The organism is Sulfuriferula sp. AH1 (assembly GCF_002162035.1).
GTDB lineage: Bacteria > Pseudomonadota > Gammaproteobacteria > Burkholderiales > Sulfuriferulaceae > Sulfuriferula.
The window spans coordinates 909796-932427 of record NZ_CP021138.1 but is presented as its reverse complement, the minus strand read 5'-3'; the positions used below and the strand labels follow the sequence as shown (position 1 = coordinate 932427).

24 protein-coding genes are annotated in these 22632 nt (G+C 56.1%); all 24 read left to right on the top strand.

The genetic code is table 11. From position 1 onward, the window contains the following. On the top strand, nucleotides 1-3813 hold the full coding sequence (locus CAP31_RS04885) for a YhdP family protein (RefSeq protein WP_087446512.1): 3813 nt from the start codon (nucleotides 1-3) through the stop codon (nucleotides 3811-3813). Then, on the top strand, nucleotides 3782-4135 hold the full coding sequence (locus CAP31_RS04880) for a hypothetical protein (protein WP_157662654.1): 354 nt from the start codon (nucleotides 3782-3784) through the stop codon (nucleotides 4133-4135). Before CAP31_RS04885 ends, CAP31_RS04880 begins: the two co-directional genes overlap by 32 nt. After that, nucleotides 4128-5033 (top strand): carbon-nitrogen hydrolase family protein, encoded by a 906-nt coding sequence (locus tag CAP31_RS04875; protein WP_087446510.1) that lies wholly within the window; start codon nucleotides 4128-4130, stop codon nucleotides 5031-5033. Before CAP31_RS04880 ends, CAP31_RS04875 begins: the two co-directional genes overlap by 8 nt. A 9-nt stretch (nucleotides 5034-5042) precedes the next feature. Then, nucleotides 5043-6512, top strand: coding sequence for a metalloprotease TldD (tldD, locus tag CAP31_RS04870; protein ID WP_087446509.1), 1470 nt, complete (start codon nucleotides 5043-5045; stop codon nucleotides 6510-6512). A 91-nt stretch (nucleotides 6513-6603) separates the two neighbouring features. Further along, nucleotides 6604-8007, top strand: coding sequence for a glutamate--tRNA ligase (gltX, locus tag CAP31_RS04865; protein WP_087448260.1), 1404 nt, complete (start codon nucleotides 6604-6606; stop codon nucleotides 8005-8007). Nucleotides 8008-8095: 88 nt separating this feature from the next. Next, a complete protein-coding gene (locus tag CAP31_RS04860) occupies nucleotides 8096-8464 on the top strand; it encodes a DsrE/DsrF/DrsH-like family protein (RefSeq protein ID WP_087446508.1) in 369 nt (122 codons plus the stop codon). Between the two features lie 179 nt (nucleotides 8465-8643). After that, nucleotides 8644-9243, top strand: coding sequence for an RNA polymerase sigma factor RpoE (rpoE, locus tag CAP31_RS04855; protein ID WP_087446507.1), 600 nt, complete (start codon nucleotides 8644-8646; stop codon nucleotides 9241-9243). Between the two features lie 11 nt (nucleotides 9244-9254). After that, the gene (locus CAP31_RS04850) at nucleotides 9255-9779 is read left to right on the top strand and encodes a sigma-E factor negative regulatory protein (protein ID WP_157662653.1); all 525 of its coding nucleotides are present in this window, start codon (nucleotides 9255-9257) and stop codon (nucleotides 9777-9779) included. After that, nucleotides 9776-10735, top strand: coding sequence for a MucB/RseB C-terminal domain-containing protein (locus CAP31_RS04845; protein ID WP_087446505.1), 960 nt, complete (start codon nucleotides 9776-9778; stop codon nucleotides 10733-10735). Before CAP31_RS04850 ends, CAP31_RS04845 begins: the two co-directional genes overlap by 4 nt. Beyond that, nucleotides 10732-11223, top strand: a complete 492-nt coding sequence (locus CAP31_RS04840) for a SoxR reducing system RseC family protein (protein ID WP_087446504.1) — start codon at nucleotides 10732-10734, stop codon at nucleotides 11221-11223. The genes CAP31_RS04845 and CAP31_RS04840 overlap by 4 nt, the downstream gene beginning before the upstream one ends. Beyond that, a complete protein-coding gene (locus tag CAP31_RS04835) occupies nucleotides 11220-12596 on the top strand; it encodes a DegQ family serine endoprotease (RefSeq protein WP_087446503.1) in 1377 nt (458 codons plus the stop codon). The genes CAP31_RS04840 and CAP31_RS04835 overlap by 4 nt, the downstream gene beginning before the upstream one ends. After that, on the top strand, nucleotides 12596-12853 hold the full coding sequence (locus CAP31_RS04830) for a glutaredoxin family protein (protein ID WP_087446502.1): 258 nt from the start codon (nucleotides 12596-12598) through the stop codon (nucleotides 12851-12853). Before CAP31_RS04835 ends, CAP31_RS04830 begins: the two co-directional genes overlap by 1 nt. 53 nt (nucleotides 12854-12906) lie before the next feature. Then, nucleotides 12907-14700 (top strand): translation elongation factor 4, encoded by a 1794-nt coding sequence (gene lepA / locus CAP31_RS04825; protein ID WP_087446501.1) that lies wholly within the window; start codon nucleotides 12907-12909, stop codon nucleotides 14698-14700. Between the two features lie 25 nt (nucleotides 14701-14725). Continuing rightward, nucleotides 14726-15532, top strand: coding sequence for a signal peptidase I (lepB, locus tag CAP31_RS04820; RefSeq protein WP_087446500.1), 807 nt, complete (start codon nucleotides 14726-14728; stop codon nucleotides 15530-15532). A gap of 11 nt (nucleotides 15533-15543) precedes the next feature. Then, entirely contained in the window at nucleotides 15544-15915 is a 372-nt protein-coding gene (locus tag CAP31_RS04815) for a DUF4845 domain-containing protein (protein ID WP_087446499.1), read from the top strand. A 1-nt stretch (nucleotide 15916) separates the two neighbouring features. Continuing rightward, complete coding sequence (gene rnc, locus CAP31_RS04810) at nucleotides 15917-16618, top strand: ribonuclease III (RefSeq protein WP_087446498.1); 702 nt, start codon at nucleotides 15917-15919, stop codon at nucleotides 16616-16618. Nucleotides 16619-16727: 109 nt separating this feature from the next. Beyond that, nucleotides 16728-17012, top strand: coding sequence for a phosphopantetheine-binding protein (locus tag CAP31_RS04805; protein ID WP_087446497.1), 285 nt, complete (start codon nucleotides 16728-16730; stop codon nucleotides 17010-17012). Further along, complete coding sequence (locus tag CAP31_RS04800; protein WP_087446496.1) at nucleotides 17012-17650, top strand: hypothetical protein; 639 nt, start codon at nucleotides 17012-17014, stop codon at nucleotides 17648-17650. Before CAP31_RS04805 ends, CAP31_RS04800 begins: the two co-directional genes overlap by 1 nt. A 152-nt stretch (nucleotides 17651-17802) precedes the next feature. Beyond that, nucleotides 17803-18996: a beta-ketoacyl-[acyl-carrier-protein] synthase family protein gene (locus tag CAP31_RS04795; RefSeq protein ID WP_087446495.1), complete on the top strand. Its 1194-nt coding sequence runs from the start codon at nucleotides 17803-17805 to the stop codon at nucleotides 18994-18996. 2 nt (nucleotides 18997-18998) lie between these two features. Beyond that, a complete protein-coding gene (locus CAP31_RS04790) occupies nucleotides 18999-19796 on the top strand; it encodes a beta-ketoacyl synthase chain length factor (RefSeq protein ID WP_087446494.1) in 798 nt (265 codons plus the stop codon). Then, a complete protein-coding gene (locus CAP31_RS04785) occupies nucleotides 19790-20257 on the top strand; it encodes a hotdog family protein (protein WP_087446493.1) in 468 nt (155 codons plus the stop codon). Before CAP31_RS04790 ends, CAP31_RS04785 begins: the two co-directional genes overlap by 7 nt. After that, nucleotides 20254-20973 (top strand): 3-oxoacyl-ACP reductase FabG, encoded by a 720-nt coding sequence (gene fabG / locus CAP31_RS04780; RefSeq protein ID WP_087446492.1) that lies wholly within the window; start codon nucleotides 20254-20256, stop codon nucleotides 20971-20973. The genes CAP31_RS04785 and fabG overlap by 4 nt, the downstream gene beginning before the upstream one ends. Nucleotides 20974-21034: 61 nt before the next feature. Then, entirely contained in the window at nucleotides 21035-22384 is a 1350-nt protein-coding gene (locus CAP31_RS04775; RefSeq protein WP_087446491.1) for an AMP-binding protein, read from the top strand. Further along, on the top strand, nucleotides 22381-22584 hold the full coding sequence (locus CAP31_RS15000; protein WP_223247369.1) for a hypothetical protein: 204 nt from the start codon (nucleotides 22381-22383) through the stop codon (nucleotides 22582-22584). The genes CAP31_RS04775 and CAP31_RS15000 overlap by 4 nt, the downstream gene beginning before the upstream one ends. The last annotated feature ends 48 nt before the right edge of the window (nucleotides 22585-22632 follow it).

Below are 22632 nucleotides of genomic sequence, written 5' to 3'. Positions count from 1 at the left end.
ATGCTGGCTTTTAGCCGCCGCTGGCTTCGTCGCGGTATTTTCTACTTCCTCATGCCCGTCGCCATCGCCCTGGTGGCGCTGGTGCTGGCGCTACGGCTGTGGATCTTGCCCAACCTTGATCAGTGGCGCAACGATATTGCCGCGTCGATCAGCCAGTCCGCCGGACAGAAAGTCACGCTCGGCCAGCTAACGGCGGACTGGCAGGGATGGCACCCGCGACTGCGTATCCAGCAGTTGCGCGTGTACGACAAGGACAACCGTCCGGCCTTGCTGCTGACAGACGTGCACACCATGCTGTCGTGGACCAGCCTGCTTCATGGCGAATTACGCTTGGCGAACCTGACTGTCGACGATCTGGTGCTAAGCGTACACCGCACTCAGGATGGCACGCTTTATGTCGCCGGGATCGCAGTCAACCAGAAACAAAATAACAGCGAATTCACCGACTGGCTGTTAAAACAGCGTCAGATCCAGATCAATCATGCCACCATGTCGTGGCAGGACGACCAGCGGCAGGCACCGTTATTGGTGGCGCGCGAAGTGAACATCAACCTCACCAACCGCGGCAGCAGGCATCAATTCCGGATTACGGCCATTCCACCGCCGCTGGTCGCCAACCCGCTGGATTTGCGCGGCGAATTCCGCGGCAGCAGCCTCAGCCAGCTCATTGATTGGCGCGGCTCACTGAATCTGCACGTAGAACGTACCGATCTGGCGCAATGGCGGCCCTGGATTACGCTTCCGCTGGGCATTACCCGCGGCTTCGGCAATCTCGACCTGCAACTGCAGATCGCCCGGAAACAGATTATCGCCATTACCGCCAACACAACCCTGCATCAGCTCTCGCTGCAATTCGCTGCCGAGTTGCCGCGCCTGAATCTGCTCGATCTGACCGGCAAGGTAAAATGGAAACGTCTGGGTTCAGCGCAATCGCTGGATTTGCGCCAGGTCAGCCTGCGCACCAGCGATTTTCTATACGTCACGCCATTCGATTTTTACCTGCGCTACGCTCCCGCCAATGCCAGCACTGCCGCTGTCGGCGATCTCAGCATCAATGACCTATGGTTGCAATCCGTGGCACGGCTGGCTGCCTACATCCCGCTATCCGCAGCTCAACGCGATGCGCTAAATCAGCATCGTCCCAGCGGACGCCTCAAGCAGTTCAGCGCCCACTGGCAAGGCGACCTGTTGCATCCGTCGGATTACCGGATTCAAGGGCAATTCCGCCAGCTTGGCCTGTCTGGCAGCAATACGGCGCCCGGATTTAGCGGGTTGAGCGGACAAATCAACGCCAATACCCAAGGCGGCAATCTGGCACTTAACAGCCAGCACGTCGGATTGCACCTGCCCAGCATCCTGTTCGACCCGGATGTCGTATTTGACACGCTGACCACCCAGCTCAAATGGCAAAAACAAGCCAGCGATTACCGTTTTCAACTCACTGAGGGTTCTTTTGCCAACGCCGATGTCGCCGGCAATTTATTCGGCGAATACCGCTGGCAGGCCGGACATCCCGGCGTGATCGACCTGACCGGCGCCATCTGGCGCGGCAATGGCAAAGCCGCCTATCGCTATTTGCCGCTGGCTGTGAAGCAGCCCGCCTATGACTGGGTACGCACCAACGTGCTCGATGGCAAAGTGACGAATGTGCAGTTCCGCTTGAAAGGCGATCTGGCGAAATATCCGTTCCACAACGATAAAAACGGCTTTCTGGAAGTCAATGTCAAAATTGCCGATGGCGTACTGCAACCGGCACCCGAATACCCGGCAATCGACCACATCAACGCCGATTTGCGCTTTACCGGAACCCGCATGGCGATCACTTCCGACAGCGCAAAACTTTATGGTGCGGATCTGCGCCGCATCAGCGCAGTGGTTCCCGACCTGTTTGCAACAGACGAAACGCTTAACGTCAGCGGCGAAGCCACCGGCACGCTGGCCGATTTTATCCGCTTTACCAACAACAGCCCGATCGCCGTCAGGATCGACAACCTTACCGCCGGCGCGACCGCCACCGGCGACGCCAGGCTCAATCTCGATTTCGCGTTGCCGTTACGCCATATCCAGGACACCACGTTGGCGGGCACCCTCGCCTTCATTGGCAATACCATTGTCCCCGCCAAACCGCTGCCGCAGCTCGATGCGGTGCGCGGCAAACTGAACTTCACGCACAAGGGGATCAATGCCCAGGGCATTACGCTGCGTCTGCTCGGCGGCCCGGCCAGCCTGTCGACGCAAAGCATGGCCGACGGCATTACCCGCATCAATCTGCAAGGCCGCCTCAATGCTGCCGGTTTGAGCCCTTACCTTGACAATGGCGTAGCCAGATTCGTCACCGGCAGTGCGGCATGGCAAGGCAGAATCGATTTGCTCCATGGCCGTGCCAATGCCACGGATTTCGAAAGTGATTTGCTGGGTCTGGACATTGCATTACCGCCGCCATTTAACAAGGCGGCAGCCAATCGTCAACTGACGCATGTGAGCACCCGTCCCCGTAATCCGGGCGAAACGGTGATAGATCTGCGCTATGGGCAAGTCGCCACGGCAAAATTATTGCAGCTCGAACAGAACAATCGCAATCAGATCGAACGCGGCACGATACGCTTCGGCGGCAACGCGGAATTACCCGATGAAAGCGGCATATGGATAACCGGCAATCTGGCCGCTTCCGACCTGGATAGGTGGATCGGCCAGCTTGACAGCAAATCCGGACAAGACCTGCCGGCCATTGCCGGAGTCAATATCAATATCAATCAGCTTGATGTATTCGGGCGCCGCTTTAACGATGTTGCCATCCGCGCCAGACACTCAGGAACCAGCTGGCATTCCAGCATCCAGAGCCCTGCGATGCAAGGGGATATTACCTGGACACCCGGCACGCCCCGTGACCAGTTCAATGCCTTGAATGCCCATTTCAAAAACCTGACCATTCCTGCCACCGGCACCGGCAATGCAACCACCGGCCAGTCAGAAAACAATCAATGGCCGAAACTCACGCTGAACGTGGATGAATTGCAACTGGGCAACCGCCGTCTGGGCAAACTGGAAGTAAGCGCCACCCCTGTTCCGGGCGGTCTCGACTTCGACCACATCCAGCTCACGCATAACGACAGCAAATTGCAGATGTCTGCTCTCTGGCGCCCGCAAAGCGTGCCGCAAACGGATGCGAAAATCCATTTCGAGGTGAATGACATCGGCCAATTCCTCAACCGTTTCGATCATGCGGATACCGTCAAACGCGGCCACGCCGTAGTTGACGGGCAGGCAAGCTGGAATGGCACACCGGTTGACATGACAGTCGCCAGCCTGTCCGGCAATTTCAACCTGGAAGCCAGCAACGGGCAGTTCCTCAAGGCAGATCCGGGGGCTGCCAAATTGCTGGGCGTATTGAGCCTGCAATCGCTACCGCGCCGCATTGGCCTGGATTTCCGTGATGTGTTTAGTAACGGCTTCGCTTTTGATGACATTTCCGCTACGATAAGGCTCGATCGCGGCATCATCTACAGCAACGATTTCCTGATGCAGGGACCCGCGGCCACAGTACAAATGAGCGGTGCCGTGGATATAAATACACAAACGCAGCAACTGCGCGCTTCCATCACCCCGAAACTGAGTGAGAGCGTCGCCTTTGCCAGTTCACTGGTAGGCGGGCCGGTAGTTGGTTTAGGCGTATATGCGATGCAGAAGCTGTTGAAAGATCCGTTCGGTCAGGCCGTGCGATTTGATTATATGATTACAGGACCGTGGGCCGACCCCTCAGTCAGCAAAGCTGGACGAATTAATGAAAATCAGAAAAATGGAACAAACTATTAAACTCGCTATCCTAAGCTTGATGCTTACATCATCCCCAAGCATACATGCCGAGACCTGCGTGCTGGACGACGCTTTCTGGTTACAACCGCGCTCGGGCATGACGATACTCAACGAGCCTTCCATCAAGCCGTGCATTACCGAGCTGCTTGCCGATGACACAAGCAGAATGACCATTATTTACAGCGATACCGACGAATCAGGCGTATCAGCGAACGAATTACGGCAGTGGTTAGTTGCCCTGGCACTTCCCGCTGGGCGTATCATATTAAAAAAAACAGCTGCATCAACCGACCCGATCCGTTTGGAGATACAACATGACTAGCAATACCTCGTCCAGCTTCGCCAAATCCAAAACTCGAAGCACGGCTAAAAAACCTGCCCATAGCGGTGTGATTCGTGTTGCCGCGATCCAGATGGCGTCAGGCCCCAATGTCGCCGCCAATCTGGCTGAAGCCGAGCGCCTGATCGCTGCCGCAGCCAAGCAGGGAGCGAAACTGGTTGCACTGCCCGAGTACTTTGCGATCATGGGCTTAAAAGATGCCGACAAAGTCGCTGTCAAGGAAACCGAAGGCAAGGGACCGATCCAGAAATTCATGTCCAATATCGCAAAAAAACACAAAGTCTGGCTGATCGGCGGCTCGATTCCACTCGCCTGCGACAACCCTGACAAGGTGCGCAACAGCTGCCTGGTCTATGATGACAAGGGCAAACAGGTTGCGCGCTATGACAAAATCCATCTATTCGGCCTGGATCTGGGTGCGGAACACTATCAGGAAGAGAATACGATCGATCCCGGCAATGAGATCGTCGTGCTCGATACCCCGTTCGGACGCATCGGTCTGTCGATCTGTTACGACTTGCGCTTCCCCGAGCTGTACCGCGCCATGCATAATGTCGATATCATTTTCGTGCCGTCGGCGTTTACCGCCACCACCGGCAAGGCCCATTTTGAGACCCTGATCCGCGCCCGTGCCATCGAGAATCTGGCTTATGTCGTCGCCCCGGCCCAAGGCGGGTATCACTTATCGGGACGCGAAACCCATGGCGACACCATGATCGTCGACCCGTGGGGCGTGGTGCTGGATCGCCTGCCGCGTGGCTCGGGCATCGTCATGGCCGGCATCAACCCGGATTATCAGGCCAGTCTGCGCAGCAGCCTGCCCGCACTCAAGCATCGCACGCTCGATTGCAGCCGCCTGAAAATCAAATCTGTCACATAAGGTACGCATATGACTACGCTCTCCGGAATATATATACCCAACGCCGCCGCTTTACTGGAAACCGCCCAGGAAACCCTGTTTGTGCCGAATCAGCTTGAAGTGGGCCAACTCGACAGCGTATTCGGGCGGCTGATGGATCACCATCTGGACTACGCCGACCTGTATTTCCAGTACACGCGCTCGGAAAGCTGGAGCCTGGAAGAAGGCCAGGTCAAATCCGGCAGCTTCAATATCGAACAAGGTGTCGGCGTACGCGCCGTCTCCGGCGAAAAAACCGCTTTTGCCTATTCCGACGATATCAGCCATGCCGCGCTGATCGCCGCCAGCGATGCCACCCGCGCCATCGCCAAGGGCGGTGCCAGCCACAAGCATTACGCCGTCGCCCGCAAAACCGGCAATGCCCTGTACCAGCCGATAGATCCGCTGACCACGCTCAAGGATGCAGAAAAGGTAGCGCTGCTGGAAAAGCTGGAACGCTATGCGCGCGCTGCCGATTCTCGCGTCACGCAGGTCATGGCGAGTCTCGCTGCTGAATACGACGTGGTGTTCATCGCCCGTTCCGACGGCCATCAGGCAGCTGATGTGCGCCCCCTGGTGCGCCTGTCGCTGCAGGTCATCACCGAACAGGACGGCCGTCGCGAACAGGGTTCGGCAGGCGGCGGCGGTCGTTTCAGTTACGAATACTTTACCGATGCCATGCTCAAGCACTACGCCGAACAGGCCGTGCATCAGGCCATCACCAATCTGTCAGCCAAGCCTGCACCGGCTGGCACCATGACGGTGGTGCTGGGCGCGGGCTGGCCCGGCATTCTGCTGCACGAAGCCATCGGCCACGGCCTGGAAGGCGACTTCAACCGCAAAGGCAGCTCCGCATTCAGCGGACGCATCGGCGAACGCGTAGCCGCCACCGGCGTGACCGTGGTGGATGACGGCACTATCGCCCATCGCCGCGGCTCGCTGAACGTCGATGACGAAGGCAATCCTACCCAGTGCACCACACTGATCGAGAATGGCATACTCAAAGGCTACATGCAGGACAGTCTCAACGCCCGCCTGATGGGCGTGCCGGTTACCGGCAATGCACGCCGCGAATCCTTCGCCCACATCCCGATGCCGCGCATGACCAACACCTACATGCTCAACGGCGACAAGGATCCGCAGGAAATCATCGCTTCAGTCAAACACGGCCTTTACGCCGCCAATTTCGGCGGCGGGCAGGTTGACATCACCAGCGGCAAATTCGTGTTTTCCGCTGCTGAAGCCTATATGATAGAAGATGGTAAAATCACCTACCCGGTCAAGGGTGCAACCCTGATCGGCAACGGCCCGGATGTGCTGACCCGCGTCTCCATGATCGGCAACGACATGGCGCTCGACCCCGGCGTCGGCACCTGCGGCAAGGAAGGTCAAAGCGTGCCGGTAGGCGTGGGCCAGCCCACACTGCGCATCGACGGGCTGACTGTCGGCGGCACCGCTTAAACTACCGCTCGTCCTATAGCCGGGATGAATGCAGCTTATTCATCCCGGTTCTTTATTCAGATTCATTTTTATTGATAGTACTGCACACACCATGATCCGCACTCGTTTCGCCCCCAGCCCGACCGGTTATCTGCACATCGGCGGCGCGCGCACCGCACTCTTTTCCTGGGCATTTGCACGCCACAATGCAGGTACCTTCATCCTCCGTATAGAGGACACCGATCTGGAACGTTCCACTCCTGAATCCGTCGAAGCCATATTGCAAGGCATGAGCTGGCTCAATCTGGATTACGACGAAGGTCCGTTTTATCAAATGCAGCGCATGCCGCGCTACAAGGAAGTATTGGCGCAACTGCTGGCATCCGGCCATGCCTATCATTGCTATGCCAGCAAGGAAGAAGTCGAGATCATGCGCGAACAGCAGCGCGCCGCCGGATTGAAGCCGCGCTACGACGGGCGCTGGCGCCCGGAGCCGGGCAAGACGCTGCCCGCCATCCCCAGCGGCGTACAACCGGTAGTTCGCTTCAAGAACCCTGTCGAAGGCAGCGTCGCCTGGCGCGATCTGGTCAAGGGCACGATAGAAATCAGCAATACCGAGCTCGATGACTTGATCATCGCCCGGCCCGACGGCACGCCGACCTATAATTTCTGCGTCGTGGTCGATGACTGGGACATGCACATCACCCATGTGATTCGCGGTGATGACCATGTCAACAACACACCGCGTCAGATCAATATCCTCAAGGTGCTCGGCGCCACCGTGCCGCTATACGGACACGTGCCGATGATATTGGGTGCGGATGGCGAGCGCCTGTCCAAACGCCATGGCGCCGTCAGCGTGATGCAATATCTGGAGGAAGGTTTCCTTCCCGAAGCCTTGCTGAACTATCTGGCCCGCCTCGGCTGGGCACATGGTGACGAAGAGGTGTTCAGCATGACGCAATTCGTTGAATGGTTCAATCTTGAAGCCATCAGCCGTTCGCCTGCCAAATTCAATCCGGAAAAACTGCTGTGGATCAATCAACAATATCTGAAAACAGCCGACAACGAGCGGCTCGCAACGCTTGTACGTCCGTTCATGGAACAACAGATCGGCCCGCTGTCAGCCTCCCCCGCGCTTCCGGAAGTCATGCAGTTGCTGAAAGAGCGTGTCAGCACGCTGGTCGAGCTGGCCGATGCGGCGCATCTGTTTTACCGCTACATCGACCCCACCGCGGAATTGCTGGAGCAGCATGTTACCGAAGAGACACTGCCTGCGCTGCAGCAGCTTGCCGAGCAGTTTGCCCGCATCGAATGGACGCGCGAAGCGATCAGCGCCGCCATCAAATCCGTCGTCGCCGACTCGGGATTGAAGATGCCCAAAATCGCCATGCCCTTGCGCGTCATCGTTGCCGGCGTTCCCCAAACGCCGGGCATTGACGCCACGCTGGCATTAATTGGACAAACCACGGTAGTGCAACGCTTACAGCAGCAACTGGCAAAATTAGTAAATTAACATCGTCTTATTAACTTTTTATTGCTATAATCGACCGTCTTTTTTGACGTAATCAGACTCAAGCTTTTATTTAACTTAGGAGATAAAGATGGCTGACAAGCTAATGATTATGATGGTAAATACCGATCCAGCGAACGGCTCGGAACTGGGCGCGCCATTTTTCCAGGCTACCGTAGCTGCTGCAATGGAATACGAAGTTGAAGTGATTCTGACTGCACGTGCCGGCGAATTGGCTGTTAAAGGCTTCGCTGAAAAACTGTTTGTGCAGGAAGGCTCTCCTAAGAGCGTGTACGAATTTATCAAAGACGCACACGAAGCCGGCGTTAAATTCAAGGTTTGCACCCCGACCTTGGAACTCTGGGGTCACGATCTGATCCCTGAAATCGAAGAAACCGTTGGCGGCGCTTATGTTATCCAGCAAGCTATGGATGAAGATGTTGTTACCTTGTGCTACTAAGCAACAAGCTTAACGGGAAAAGCGGCGTTTATACGCCGCTTTTTTTTACTGCCCGATTTATATGCAACCCGGCGATTGAACTAAATGAGCAATACGACAGTCTGTATTACCAAATAACAGCAGGTGATACAGTGTTATATTACTGTCACCCATACAAAATTCAGGGATGAATACGCACGATGAATGATCGTGACATCGATCAACAACTGGTAGAACGAGTGCAACGTGGCGATAAGCGCGCATTCAATCTGCTGGTAACGAAGTATGAAAGGCGTTTGACCCGCTTGTTGTCGCGCTTCGTACGTGACCCGCACGAGGTCGAAGATATTGCGCAGGAAGCGTTTATCAAAGCTTATCGGGCATTGCCGACGTTTCGCGGCGATGCGGCGTTTTATACCTGGCTGTATCGTATCGGTATCAATACCGCCAAAAACTATTTGATGGCCCGCGGGCGTCGCGCACCGACATCGACCGAGTTCGATGCAGAAGAAGCCGAAGGCTTCGAAGATGCGACAGGTTTACAGGATCTGAATACGCCGGAAAACGAATTATTGTCGAAAGAAGTCGCAAAAGTAGTCAATGATGCAATGGCTGCCTTGCCGGAAGATTTACGCACTGCCATTTCATTACGTGAAATGGAAGGTTTAAGTTATGAAGAAATTGCCGAGACCATGGGTTGCCCCATCGGTACGGTAAGATCCCGTATTTTTCGGGCACGGGAAGCTATCGCCGCGAAATTACGGCCCATACTAGGCACAAACCTGGATACCAGATGGTAAGGAATACGATTATGCACACTACAGCCCAACGACAACTTAACGGTAGCGAAGACGACCTGGACGGATTTATCTCCGCAGGCATGGACGGCGAACTTGACGACAAGGCCCTAAACCAGCTTATTCAAAGATACAAGCAGGATGCCCACTGTCAGTCGCAGTGGGAAACCTACCACATGATAGGCGACATTCTGCGCCAGACACCGTTTACCACCAGCAATCTGGTAGCCAGGGTCAATCACCTGCTGACAGATGAACCCACAGTACTTGCCCCGCAGCATAAACGCAGCGTCACCAAATATGCCATGCCGATGGCGGCATCCCTCGCTGCAGTCATGCTGGTCGCCTGGAGCGCACTGAATTTACCCACTGCTTCCTCCGTTCCCGCCCCCGCGCTCGCGGCAGCGCAAATGCAACAGGATAAAATCGATCAAGTGCAACTGGCCGACTTTATTGCGGCGCACCGCGATTATTCGCCAGGCGCATCCTCTCCCTTTGTAAATGCTGCCTATCAGGTGACTACGGAGCGTAGCCGATGAGATTATGGTTGGTGTGGGTGGCTTTCCTGAGTTTACCCGCTAGCGCAGCAAGTATCGACAGTCCGTCAAATCTCAATGCCTGGTTAAGCCATGTCGCCAAAGCCACCCAACAATTGACCTATGACGGTACTTACATTTATCAGCACGACGACAGCGTGGAAATCTCCCATATTTCACATCGCCGGGATAATGGCAGCGAACTAACCAAACTGGATGCGCTCTCCGGTCCGCCACATGCCTTTGTGCGTGTAAACGATGCGGTCTACTGCTACATTCCCGATGGCAACCAAGTAAAGGTGGAACGGCACCAGTACCACAAGTTTTTCCCGGCCATGCTGCCAGCATCGGCCGCCACACTCACTACGCTATACACCCTGAAACCACTGGGACACACATATATCGCCGACCATGACAGCTTCGGCATCAGCCTGATTCCCCGCGACGATTACCGCTACGGCTACGCGTTATGGGCGGATACTGCGACCGGCCTGTTACTCAAACTGGTAAAACTGGATTCCAAACAGCAGGCTGTCGCCCAGTTCACTTTCACTCAGGTCGATATCGGCCAGGCTCCTGCCCGCCAGCAATTTCAATCCGGCTTCGCCGACAAGAAACCGGTCACCGTGCCCAGCAGGGAAGTTCAGGTGCAAACCCACTGGCGCATCGGCAAATTGCCGGATGGTTTTTATCTGGCCATGGAAACCCAGCGCGACCTGCCAGGCAAACCGCAAGACATCATCCATCAGGTATACACCGATGGGCTCGCCACTGTCTCCTTATTTATCGAACCGCTGGATCAGCTCGGCAGCAATCCGCCGCGTGGCTTGTCCAGCCAGGGCATGATGAGTTTGTATGCACGGCCGGTAGGCATATATCAGGTCACGGCCTTGGGCGAAGTCCCCGCCGCCACACTAATGATGATGGCAGACAATCTCAATCTGGAATCATCAAAATGATAGAGATGCAGGCCCGCATCATAGCAACCGAATCAGGTGCAGCATTGGTTGAGCCTATGTCCGGCGCTTCTTGCAGCAGTTGTGCCAGCAGCAGCGGCGAAGCCAGTGCCGGCGGCTGCGGCGCCGACAAGATCGGACAGCTTTTTACACTTAAAGCCAAACAATACCGTGTCATCGATCCCATCGGCACCCGGATAGGCGACGAAGTCATCATCGGCATCGCCGACGGTGCAGTATTACGTGGCTCTGCAGCAGTTTATGTACTGCCGCTGCTGCTGGTGTTTATCGGCGCCACGCTGGCGGCTTATCTCGTCCCCTCTCAGAATCAGGATCTGGCATCCATCGCAGGCGCCGCAGCAGGATTCATGATCGGCGCATTCTGGCTCTTCCGTTTTAGCCGCAAGGCAGGAAATGATCCGCAATATCAACCAGTTGTTTTACGTTCCGTTCGTTCAGATATTTTTGTGCTTAAGGAAATGAAATTATGAAAAGGTTGCTGCTTATCGGGTTGTTTTTATTTAATTTGAGTTTTTCTGCTTTTGCCAAGGATCTTCCCGACTTTACCGAACTGGTCAAACAGCACGGTGCTTCCGTCGTCAACATCACCTCCACGCAGCTCATCAAACAACGCAACCAGTTTAGCGGCTTTCCCGATGACGACATGTTCGACTTCTTTCGCCGCTTCATGCCGCCGCCCGCCGCTCAGGGAAACAATCGTGAAATACCGGTACGCAGCGGCGGCTCGGGTTTCATTATCAGCAGTGACGGCTACATCCTGACTAACGCACATGTTGTGGATGGGGCGGATGAGGTCACGGTAAAGCTTACCGACCGCAGGGAATTCAAGGCCAAAGTCATCGGTACCGACGCACGTTCGGATATCGCGCTGATTAAAATCAGCGCCAGCAATTTACCCAAAGTGCCTATCGGCGACTCGCAGCAGCTCCAGGCCGGGGAATGGGTCATCGCCATCGGCTCGCCATTCGGCTTTGAAAACTCGGTCACTGCCGGTATCGTCAGTGCCACGGGCCGGTCATTGCCAAGTGAAAACTACGTGCCTTTCATCCAGACCGACGTCGCCGTCAATCCCGGCAACTCGGGCGGCCCGCTGTTCAATATGAAAGGTGAAGTGGTCGGCATCAACTCGCAGATATTCTCGCGCTCAGGTGGTTATATGGGCGTGTCCTTCGCCATTCCGATTGACGTCGCGATGCAAGTCGCCGATCAGCTCAAAACGCAAGGAAAGGTACGACGCGGCAGATTGGGCGTGGTCATCCAGGACGTCAGCGCCGGCACTGCCAATGCGTTTGGTTTAAACAAACCGGAAGGCGCACTGGTGTCGGAAGTGGAAAAGGACAGCCCTGCGACCAAAGCGGGAATCAAGGTCGGGGATGTCATCCTCAAATTCAATGGTCAGCTCATCAACCGCTCCATCGAGTTACCCCGCCTGGTTGCCGCTGCCAAACCCGGCAGCAACGCCAAACTGCAAGTATGGCGCAATCGGGCGACAGTGGATATGTCAGTCACCCTCGGCGAAGCCAGCGAACCTAAAAGCGTAGCCGGGAAACCCGCAAAAATGGGTAAAACGCCAAACAGGATAGGCCTGGTTCTCAGCAATCTGGACAAGCCCACACTGGAACAATTAGGCATCAGCCATGGCATTGCGGTGGAAGATAGCGATGGCATAGCGGCCCGTGCAGGTATCCAGCCTGGCGATATCATAATCGGGGTCGGCAATATCAGCATAACCAGCGTCGAACAATTCAATAGCGTCATCGCAAATGTACGCAAAAACAGCAGCATTGCGCTGCTGATAAAACGCGAAGACACAACGCTCTATGTGCCATTACAAATAGAATAATGCCGACAAACCCATTACAACTGACCGTTTATTTGCGGCGCTATTGCCACCTGTGCCATGACCTGCTCGCCAAACTGCAGCCCTACCAGCAGCAGTTTGGCCTGCAAATCAGCGAAATCGATATCGATACGGATCCGCTGCTGGAAGAACGCTATGGCACGCTGATCCCGGTCCTGACCGATGCGAATGGAGAGGAAATCTGCCATTATTTTCTGGACGAAGCCGTGTTTACTGCTTATTTGGCAAAAATCCGTTAAAATCGGTGATTATCAAGCTGCTTCAGGCACACAGCGTGTGCCTTTTTTATTGAATGAAAAACATACGTAACTTTTCCATTATCGCGCATATCGATCACGGCAAATCCACCATGGCCGACCGTATCATCCAGTTGTGCGGCGGCCTGTCCGCCCGGGAAATGGAAGCGCAAGTGCTCGACTCCATGGATCTGGAACGTGAACGCGGCATTACCATCAAGGCACAGACCGCCGCGCTGGAATACAAGGCGCGTGACGGCCAGACCTATCAGCTGCATCTGATCGACACCCCGGGACACGTCGATTTCTCTTACGAGGTCAGCCGTTCCCTGTCTGCCTGCGAGGGCGCTCTGCTGGTGGTGGACGCATCGCAAGGGGTCGAAGCACAGACTGTCGCCAACTGCTATACCGCGACCGAGCTGGGCGTAGAAGTCGTACCGGTACTCAACAAGATCGATTTACCCTCCGCCGAACCGGAACGCGTTATTCAGGAAATCGAAGACATTATCGGCATCGAAGCCAGCGATGCCGTCCGTGCTTCAGCCAAGACCGGACTGGGCATCGAGGATGTGCTTGAAGCTGTCATTGCCAGGATTCCGCCGCCCAAAGGCGATCCCGACGCCCCGCTGAAAGCGCTGATTATCGATTCCTGGTTCGATAACTATGTCGGCGTGGTGATGCTGGTACGGGTGATGGACGGCAAAATCCAGCCCAAACAGAAAATCCGCCTGATGGCAACCAATGCCGTGTATCTGACCGAACAAATCGGCGTATTCACTCCCAAAGCACGGCCGCGGCCGGAGTTGTCCGCCGGCGACGTCGGCTTCATCATTGCCGGCATCAAGGAACTGAAAGCCGCCAAGGTAGGCGACACCGTGACCCTGGACGCCAATCCGGCCAGCGAAGCGCTGCCCGGCTTCAAGGAAATCAAGCCGCAGGTGTTCGCCGGCCTGTATCCGGTCGAATCGCACGATTATGATGCCCTGCGCGATGCGCTGGAAAAACTCAAGCTCAACGATGCCTCGTTGCAGTACGAGCCGGAAGTATCCCAGGCCTTGGGATTCGGTTTCCGCTGCGGCTTTTTAGGCTTGCTGCACATGGAAATCGTACAGGAACGCCTCGAGCGCGAGTACGATATGGATCTCATCACCACCGCCCCCACCGTGATCTACCAGATCGTAATGAAGGACGGCGAAGTCATCGAGATCGAAAACCCGTCCAAGCTCCCCGATCTGTCCAAGATCGAAGAAATCCGCGAGCCTATCATCACCGCTACCATTCTGGTGCCGGAGGAATACCTCGGCAATGTGATGACGTTGTGCACGCAGAAACGCGGTTCGCAAACCAACATGCAATACATGGGCCGGCAGGTCATGCTCAATTACGACATGCCGATGAATGAAGTGGTGATGGACTTCTTCGACAGGCTAAAGTCAGCAACTCGGGGTTATGCTTCGCTAGACTACGACTTCAAGGAATTCCGCGCTGCCGACCTGGTCAAACTGGATATTCTCGTCAACAGCGAAAAAGTGGATGCGCTCTCGCTCATTGTGCACCGCGCCACCAGTCAGTATAAAGGCCGCGAACTGGCGTCCAAGATGCGTGAACTCATCCCGCGCCAGATGTTCGATGTCGCCATCCAGGCAGCCATCGGCGCACAGATCATTGCGCGCGAGAACGTCAAGGCGTTGCGCAAGAACGTATTGGCCAAGTGTTACGGCGGCGACATCAGCCGTAAACGCAAATTGCTGGAAAAACAAAAAGCCGGCAAGAAGCGCATGAAACAAGTCGGCAACGTCGAGATACCCCAAGAAGCCTTCCTGGCAATCCTGCAAATCGGCGACAAATAACCTCTAGCACATAAAGGCAAAACAAATGAATTTCGCATTGATCATGTTTGTTGCATTGGTAACCACCGGCCTGATCTGGCTGATTGATAGCGTCTTTTTCAAGCCGAAACGTGCCAGCGATGACAAAATGCCAGTACTGGCGGAATATGCCAAGAGCTTCTTCCCGGTGATTCTGGCGGTCTTCATGTTGCGCTCGTTTCTGGTGGAGCCGTTCAAGATTCCGTCCGGTTCCATGCTCTCGACCCTGCTGGTCGGCGACTTCATACTGGTCAACAAGTACACCTACGGTATCCGCATTCCTCTAATCAACACCAAGATCATCGAAGTCAGCCAGCCGAAAAACGGCGATGTCATGGTCTTCCGCTATCCGCAGGATCCTAGCCTTGACTACATCAAGCGCGTTATCGGCGTGCCTGGCGATGTCGTCACCTACCGCAACAAGAAACTCACCATTAACGGCCATCCTGTCTCCCAGCAAAAGGATGGCATCTATAGCTACGTCGCCAGCGGCTTGAACGCCGTCAGCGCCAATCAATATCTGGAGAAACTGGGCACACATACCCATAAGATCCTGATTCAGCCAGAAATGCCTACCGTGTTTGTGGATCAGGTTGATAGCCAGTTCCCTCACCGCCAGAATTGTGATTACAATGACGAAGGATTTACCTGTAAAGTACCTCAAGGCTACTATTTCATGATGGGTGATAACCGCGACAGCAGCAACGACAGCCGTTATTGGGGATTCGTGCCCGATCGTAACATCGTCGGCCGCGCATTCATGATCTGGTGGAATTTTGACGACCTCAGCCGCATCGGCCATTTCATAGAATAAAGGGGAGTTACATGCGCCATAAACAGCAAGGTATCGGTTTGTTCGGTATGTTTTTTGTAGCCATGAGCCTGGTTTTTGCCGCTATCGTGGTGATGAAGCTCGTTCCGCCTTACGTGGAATACATGGCGATCAACAAGGTATTTTCTGCGATGGTCGCCGACCCCGAGCTCAAGGACGCGAAGCCGTCGCAGATTCGCGACTCCTATATCCGCCGCTCCGGCATCGACAATATCACCAGCGTCACGGCCGATGACCTCGATATCTCGCGCGACAACGGTCAGTTAGTCCTGAGCGCGAAATATCATGTAGAAAAACCCTTATTCTCCAATATCGGCATCTACATCGACTTCGCCCCGACCACAGCCCCGCACAGCGCGCAATAACGTGACCGCAATTGAACACGCCATCGGCTACCAATTCAAACAGCCCAGACTGCTTACCCAGGCATTCACCCATCGCAGCTTCGGCACGCCGCATAACGAGCGGCTGGAGTTTCTGGGCGATAGCGTACTCAACTGTGCGATAGCCCGGTTCCTCTATACCCGCTTTCCCGACCTGCCCGAAGGCGTGCTCTCCAGACTGCGGGCGAATCTGGTACGCCAGCAGAGCCTGTTCGAAATCGCTGACCGGCTCAAACTCGGCGAATTTTTACGGCTGGGCGACGGCGAAGTGAAAAGCGGCGGCCGCAACCGGCCATCCATATTGGCTGACGCACTGGAATCCATTTTCGGCGCGATTCTGCTCGACAGCGATTTCGACCAGGCACAACAGGTCATTCATCGTTTGTATGCCGACAGTATCGCGGCGATTGACCCCAAAACCCCGGCCAAGGACTCAAAAACACTGTTGCAGGAAGTGCTGCAAAGCCGGCACCTGCCGTTACCGGATTATGTGCTTGTCAACACCACAGGCCATGCCCACGAACAGACCTTCAGCATAGATTGCATTATTCCCGCACTGTCTATCCATACCAACGGCGTAGCCAGCAGCCGCCGCACAGCCGAACAAGCCGCTGCCCTCACCGCGTATCAGGCCATTATCTGTGCAGAACCTGCCGCAAGGTCGGGCAAAAAGCGCCAGGGTTAGCAAAAAATATTGTCGCCTATCAATCAGCTGACTCGCTGTCAGGGTTGGTTGAACAACATTAGCCACATCTTGTATAATGATTAGGCAATTTTTCCCACTCTATTCCATTATGTCCGACACTATCCCAACGACCGAAACAACTGCTTTTTACCGCGAAATCGCCGAATTGATGATCGAAGCCCTGAACCTTGAAGTCACGGCAGACGATATCGGTCTTGACGACCCGCTGTACGGCGAAGGGCTGGGCCTCGATTCGATCGACGTACTCGAAGTCGCCCTGGTTGTATCCAAGCGCTATGGCTTGCAACTGCGTGCTGACAGCGCAGACAATCAGCATATTTTCAGTTCGCTGCGCAACCTCGCAGACCATATCGCAGCACAGCGCACGCGCTAATGATCCCTCCGATACTGCGCTGGCTTGGAATCGGGGCCATCGTAACAGGGTATGCCGTAGTGGCCAACCATACCAACCAATCGCCCCATAATGCAGCGTTGGGTGCAATGGTCGCGCTGGCGCCGATTGCGCTCGCCGCCCTATTGCTGATATGGCGTTCCAGGCAGCGGATGCGCATGATCACCTTGGTTATTTTCACCAGTATCGTATTGTGGCTGGGCTGGCCGCTATTAATACGTCACTATGACTGGATTTACTGGCTGGAACACGAAAGTTTGCAGTCGGTCTTGTTCCTTACGTTTGCGCGGACACTGATCGCTAATCGCAAACCGCTCTGTACCCGGTTCGCCGAAATGACGCACGGCCCGCTTACGCCGGCTCATGCGCACTACGCCTACAAGGTTACCGTGGCATGGACGCTGTTCTTTGCCGGCATGATCATGACCTCGACCTGGTTATTCTTCATGTACCCGATCGGCGTCTGGTCGATTTTTTCCAATTTCATTTTCTTGCCGCTCGTTGCGCTGATGTTTATAGCCGAATTTATAATCCGCAAATTGGTTCTACAGGAAAAAGCCCAAGGAAATATCATGGATGCCGTACGAGCCTATCTGGAAAGCTCCAGACACAGACCTTGAATCGGTTGAAACAATTTTCACGGTGTCAGAATAATCGATTAATCTTTGTGCTCCATCTACCCTCAAAATCCGAGTCACGTTAATCAATAATAGTTTGGTAAAATCGCTCCTGCGTTAAAAACCATTACGTTCTCATCACCCGGAATATTGCATTGAAGCCACTGTTACTTTCCCATTTCACCACAACCAGCTGTATCGGCCGTGGCCTGGACCAGACTCTGGAAGCTTTGCGCGCCGGCCGCTCAGGTCTGGCGCGTTGTGCGTTTGAAACAGTCGACCTCGATACGTTCATCGGAGAAGTCGCGGGGCTGGATGCAGTACAGCTGCCGTCACATCTCGCTACATTTGATTGCCGCAATAACCGGCTGGCACAGCTGACACTGGAGCAGGATGGTTTTACAGCAGCAGTGCATGCTGCCGCCGTAAAATACGGCCCTCAGCGGGTAGGCATATTCATCGGCACCAGCACATCCGGCATTTTGCAGACCGAAATCGCTTACCGCAAACGCGACCCGGAAACCGGTGCCCTGCCTGACGATTTTCATTACAGCGGCATGCACAATACGTTTTCCGTTGCCGATTTCACCCGGCGCTATTTCGATCTGACCGGGCCGGCCGTCGCCGTTTCCTCAGCATGCTCTTCCAGTGCCAAGGTATTCAGCTCGGCCCGGCGCATGATGGCGGCGGGGCTGATCGACGCAGCAGTAGTGGGCGGAGTGGATTCGTTATGCCTGACCACCTTGTACGGCTTTAACTCGCTCGGCCTCACTGCTGCGCAGTCCTGCCGTCCGTATGATGCGTCCCGCGACGGCATTTCGATTGGCGAGGGTGGTGCGTTTGCGCTGCTCGAGCATGCTCCCGAACAGCTGGACAACGATGCGATACTATTGCTGGGCGTCGGCGAGTCCAGTGACGCCTACCACATGTCTTCACCGCACCCGGAAGGTCTGGGCGCACGCATGGCGATGCAAGCCGCATTGGACACGGCCGGACTCAGCCCGCGAGATATCGATTATATCAATCTGCACGGCACTTCCACACAGAGTAACGATGCTGCCGAAGGCAAAGCGGTGACAACGATATTCGGCACGGATACGCCCTGCAGTTCGACCAAAGGCGCTACCGGACACACTCTGGGCGCAGCCGGCGGGGTCGAAGCCGTGATTTGTGCATTAGCACTCCGCCACAGTTTGCTTCCAGCCGGGATCAACACCAGGAAACTCGACCCGGACATCCGCCTCAATTATCTGCTGGAGAATCGCAGCCAGCCGCTGAAGCGGGTGATGAGCAACTCCTTCGGTTTTGGCGGCACCAATTGCAGCCTGATCTTTGGACGGGCGGATTAACCATGCAGACACTCTCTGCCTACATCGACGGTATCGGTCTGCTCGGGCCTGGTTTAACCGATTGGCCAAGCAGCCGTGCCATTCTTGCCGGGAAACAGCCCTATCAAGCGCAGCCGACCATACTGCCCTTGCCTGCCCTGCTCGCTGCCGCAGAGCGGCGCCGCAGCGGCGCACTGGTCAGACTCACGCTGGCCACTGGTCTGGAAGCCACTGCCGCTGCCGGCGTAGATGCAGCTTCCCTGCCCTGTGTGTACACATCGTCAGGCGGCGACGGTCAGAATTGCCACGAAATTTGCCAAACGCTGGCGTCCGACGACCGGCACATCTCGCCCACCCGTTTCCATAATTCGGTTCATAATGCCGCTGCCGGCTACTGGAGCATAGCAACCGGCGCAATGACGCCTATCTCCGTGCTATGTGCATTTGATGCCAGCTTCGGCGCCGGATTACTCGAAGCGATCACCCAAGTGGCCGCCGATGGAACGGCCACGCTGCTCACGGCCAACGACACCCCTTATCCCGAGCCGCTGCATCGGGTACGCCCCATCCTGGATAATTTTGGCATCGCCATGGTATTGGCACCCACAGCAGGCCCGAATTCATTGGCAAAAATCCATGTCAGCCTGACCAGCGAAGCAGCCAGGAAACTCGATCATCCCGAGCTGGAGCATTTGCGACTGGCTATCCCGGCGGCACGCAGTCTGCCATTACTGAGCGCACTGGCGCAACATGAGCCGACACAGGTGATACTGGATTACTTTGAACATTTACGCATCGCGGTCGATATTGCACCATGCTGAATTGCGACAAGCTGGATTATGCCTGGATCGCCACACATATACCGCATAAAGGCAGCATGTGCCTGCTGGACCGCGTGACCAGCTGGGATCAGCAGCATATCCGCTGCGTGGCCGTCAGCCATCGCCTGACCGGCAATCCGTTACGTTCGGGCAGCCGGCTCGGCACCGCTTGCGGCATCGAATACGCCGCACAGGCAATGGCTGTTCATGGCGCATTATTGGCCCCGATCGATAGCGCGCCTCCCCGCTCAGGCTTTCTGGTCAGCGTACGCGGCGCGACATTGCATGTATCGCGTCTGGATGATATTGCCGCGGATCTCGACATTGAAGCCGTTTGTATCCACAGCAGCGGGGATAACATCCTGTACCAATTCACATTGCACGCCGCAGGGCGACTGTTGCTGGACGGTCGCGCTGCGGTAATGCTCAATGCAGACATAATCACAGGAGCCTCGACATGAAACACGCACTCGTCACCGGCGGCAGTGGTGGCATAGGCGCTGCCGTTTGCCGAAAATTGGCAGCCGACGGTTACCACGTGCTGATCCACGCCAATCTCAATCCGGATAACGCGCATGCCCTCGCGGATGAAATCATCGCGGATGGCGGCAGCGCACAGGCGCTCGGATTCGACATCACCGACCACGCGGCTGTCGTGACCATCCTCACCCCCTTGCTCGAACAGACGCCCATTCAGGTGCTGGTCAACAATGCCGGCATTCATGATGACGCCGTCTTTCCCGGCATGAGTCCGGAACAGTGGCACTCCGTGATGGATGTGTCGGTAAACGGATTCTATAACGTCACCCATACCCTGATGATGCCGATGATACGCACCCGCTGGGGACGCATCATCAATGTGTCGTCGATTGCCGCGCTGACCGGGAACCAGGGCCAGGTCAATTATGCCGCGGCCAAAGGCGCGATCAATTCCGCCACCAAATCGCTGGCCCGGGAAGTCGCCAGCCGCGGCATTACCGTCAATGCCGTCGCGCCCGGCATCATCGATACCGCGATGAGCCAGCATGTTTTCAGCAAGGAAGAAATCGCGCAGATGGTGCCGATGAAACGCGCTGGCACGCCGCATGAAGTCGCCGAACTGATCGGCTTCCTCGCCTCGCCTCATGCCGCCTACATTACCGGACAAATCATTTCGATCAATGGCGGCATGATATGAACGCACCGGCAATACCGACTATCAAACCATTTTCAGCCGACCTCACCTCGCAACCTTAACCATGCCTCTACTGCCACTGGTCACCCATACTTCCCCTGACAGCATCATCGCCTGGTGCACCGAAGGTCCGGTCACGTTGCGCCAGTTCCTGGCCGACATCGACCAGCTCGCCGCCGTGCTGCTGCCGGGCAGCCACCTGCTCAACATGTGCAGCGATCGCTACCGTTTCAGCGTCGGTCTGGCGGCCGCCATCGTGACTGGCAAAACCAGCCTGCTGCCGTCCACCCATACGCCCGAAGTGGTGCGTCAGCTCAAGGCGTTCGCACCGGATGTGTTCTGCCTGACTGACAGTGACGCCTGTACGCTGGATATGCCGCAGCTACGTTATCCGCTGACCGGCATCCAGCCGGGCACCGCATGGACTATTCCTCAAATTGGCAGCGATCAGCGGGTCGCCATCGTGTTCACCTCCGGCTCGACCGGGACGCCGCTGCCCCACGCCAAAACATGGGGCGCGCTGGTCAGCAGCGTGCAGGCTGAAGCATTGCGTCTGGGGCTGCTGCACAACACCCTGCCGTGCACGCTGATCGGCACCGTCCCGCCGCAGCATATGTACGGATTCGAATCCACCGTGCTGATGGCCTGGCAAAGCGGCAACGCGCTCAGCCACGCCCAGCCTTTCTATCCGGCCGATATCTGCCAGGCGCTGACCGCGGTGCCTGCCCCCCGCATGCTGGTGTCGTCGCCCGTGCATCTGCGCGCACTGCTCGACGCAGGGCTGCCCCTGCCGGAAATCACCTGCGTTTTATCCGCGACCGCCCCCCTCCCGGATCGCCTCGCGCAGGACATCGAAGCACGCTGCAGTGCGCCACTGATGGAGATTTACGGCAGTACGGAAACCGGCCTAATCGCAACCCGGCGTTCCACCCAAACCGCAGAATGGCAGCTGCTGCCGGGAATAAAATTGAATATTACAGATGAGAACGTGCACGCAAGCGGTGGCCATATTCCTGCCCCGATCATGCTTGGCGACATCATAGAACTCGTTACCGACGAGCATTTTCTGCTGCACGGCCGCTTGGCCGATCTGGTCAATATCGCGGGCAAACGGCATTCGCTGGCGAGCCTCAATCATTTGCTCAACACGATTCCCGGTGTGGTGGATGGTGTTTTCTACATGCCGGATGACGATGACCATGCGCGCGTCACCCGGCTGGCGGCATGTGTCGTCGCACCGGGCATGAATCAGGCGCAGCTGCTGGCCGCATTGCGCGAGCACATCGACCCGATATTCCTGCCGCGTCCGCTGCTATTCGTGGATGCATTGCCGCGCAACTGCACCGGCAAACTGCCGCGCTCGGCGCTGCAAGCCCTGTTCAACCAGACGCCCGGCGCGCGGAAATCGGCATGAATCGACTCTGTCACTGGACCGTCCCTGCAGATCACCCTGCCTTCGCAGGTCATTTCCCCGGCATGCCTATCCTGCCTGGCGTAGTGCTGCTCGATATCGCGCTGCAGGCAATCGCCGACGCCAACAGCATCGCACTGGACAGCTGCGAGATCGGTTCGGTCAAATTCCTGAGCCCGGCCGCCCCGAGGACGAACTGCTAATCCGGCATAGCATTGCGGACAACGGCACGATACGTTTCGACATCCTCG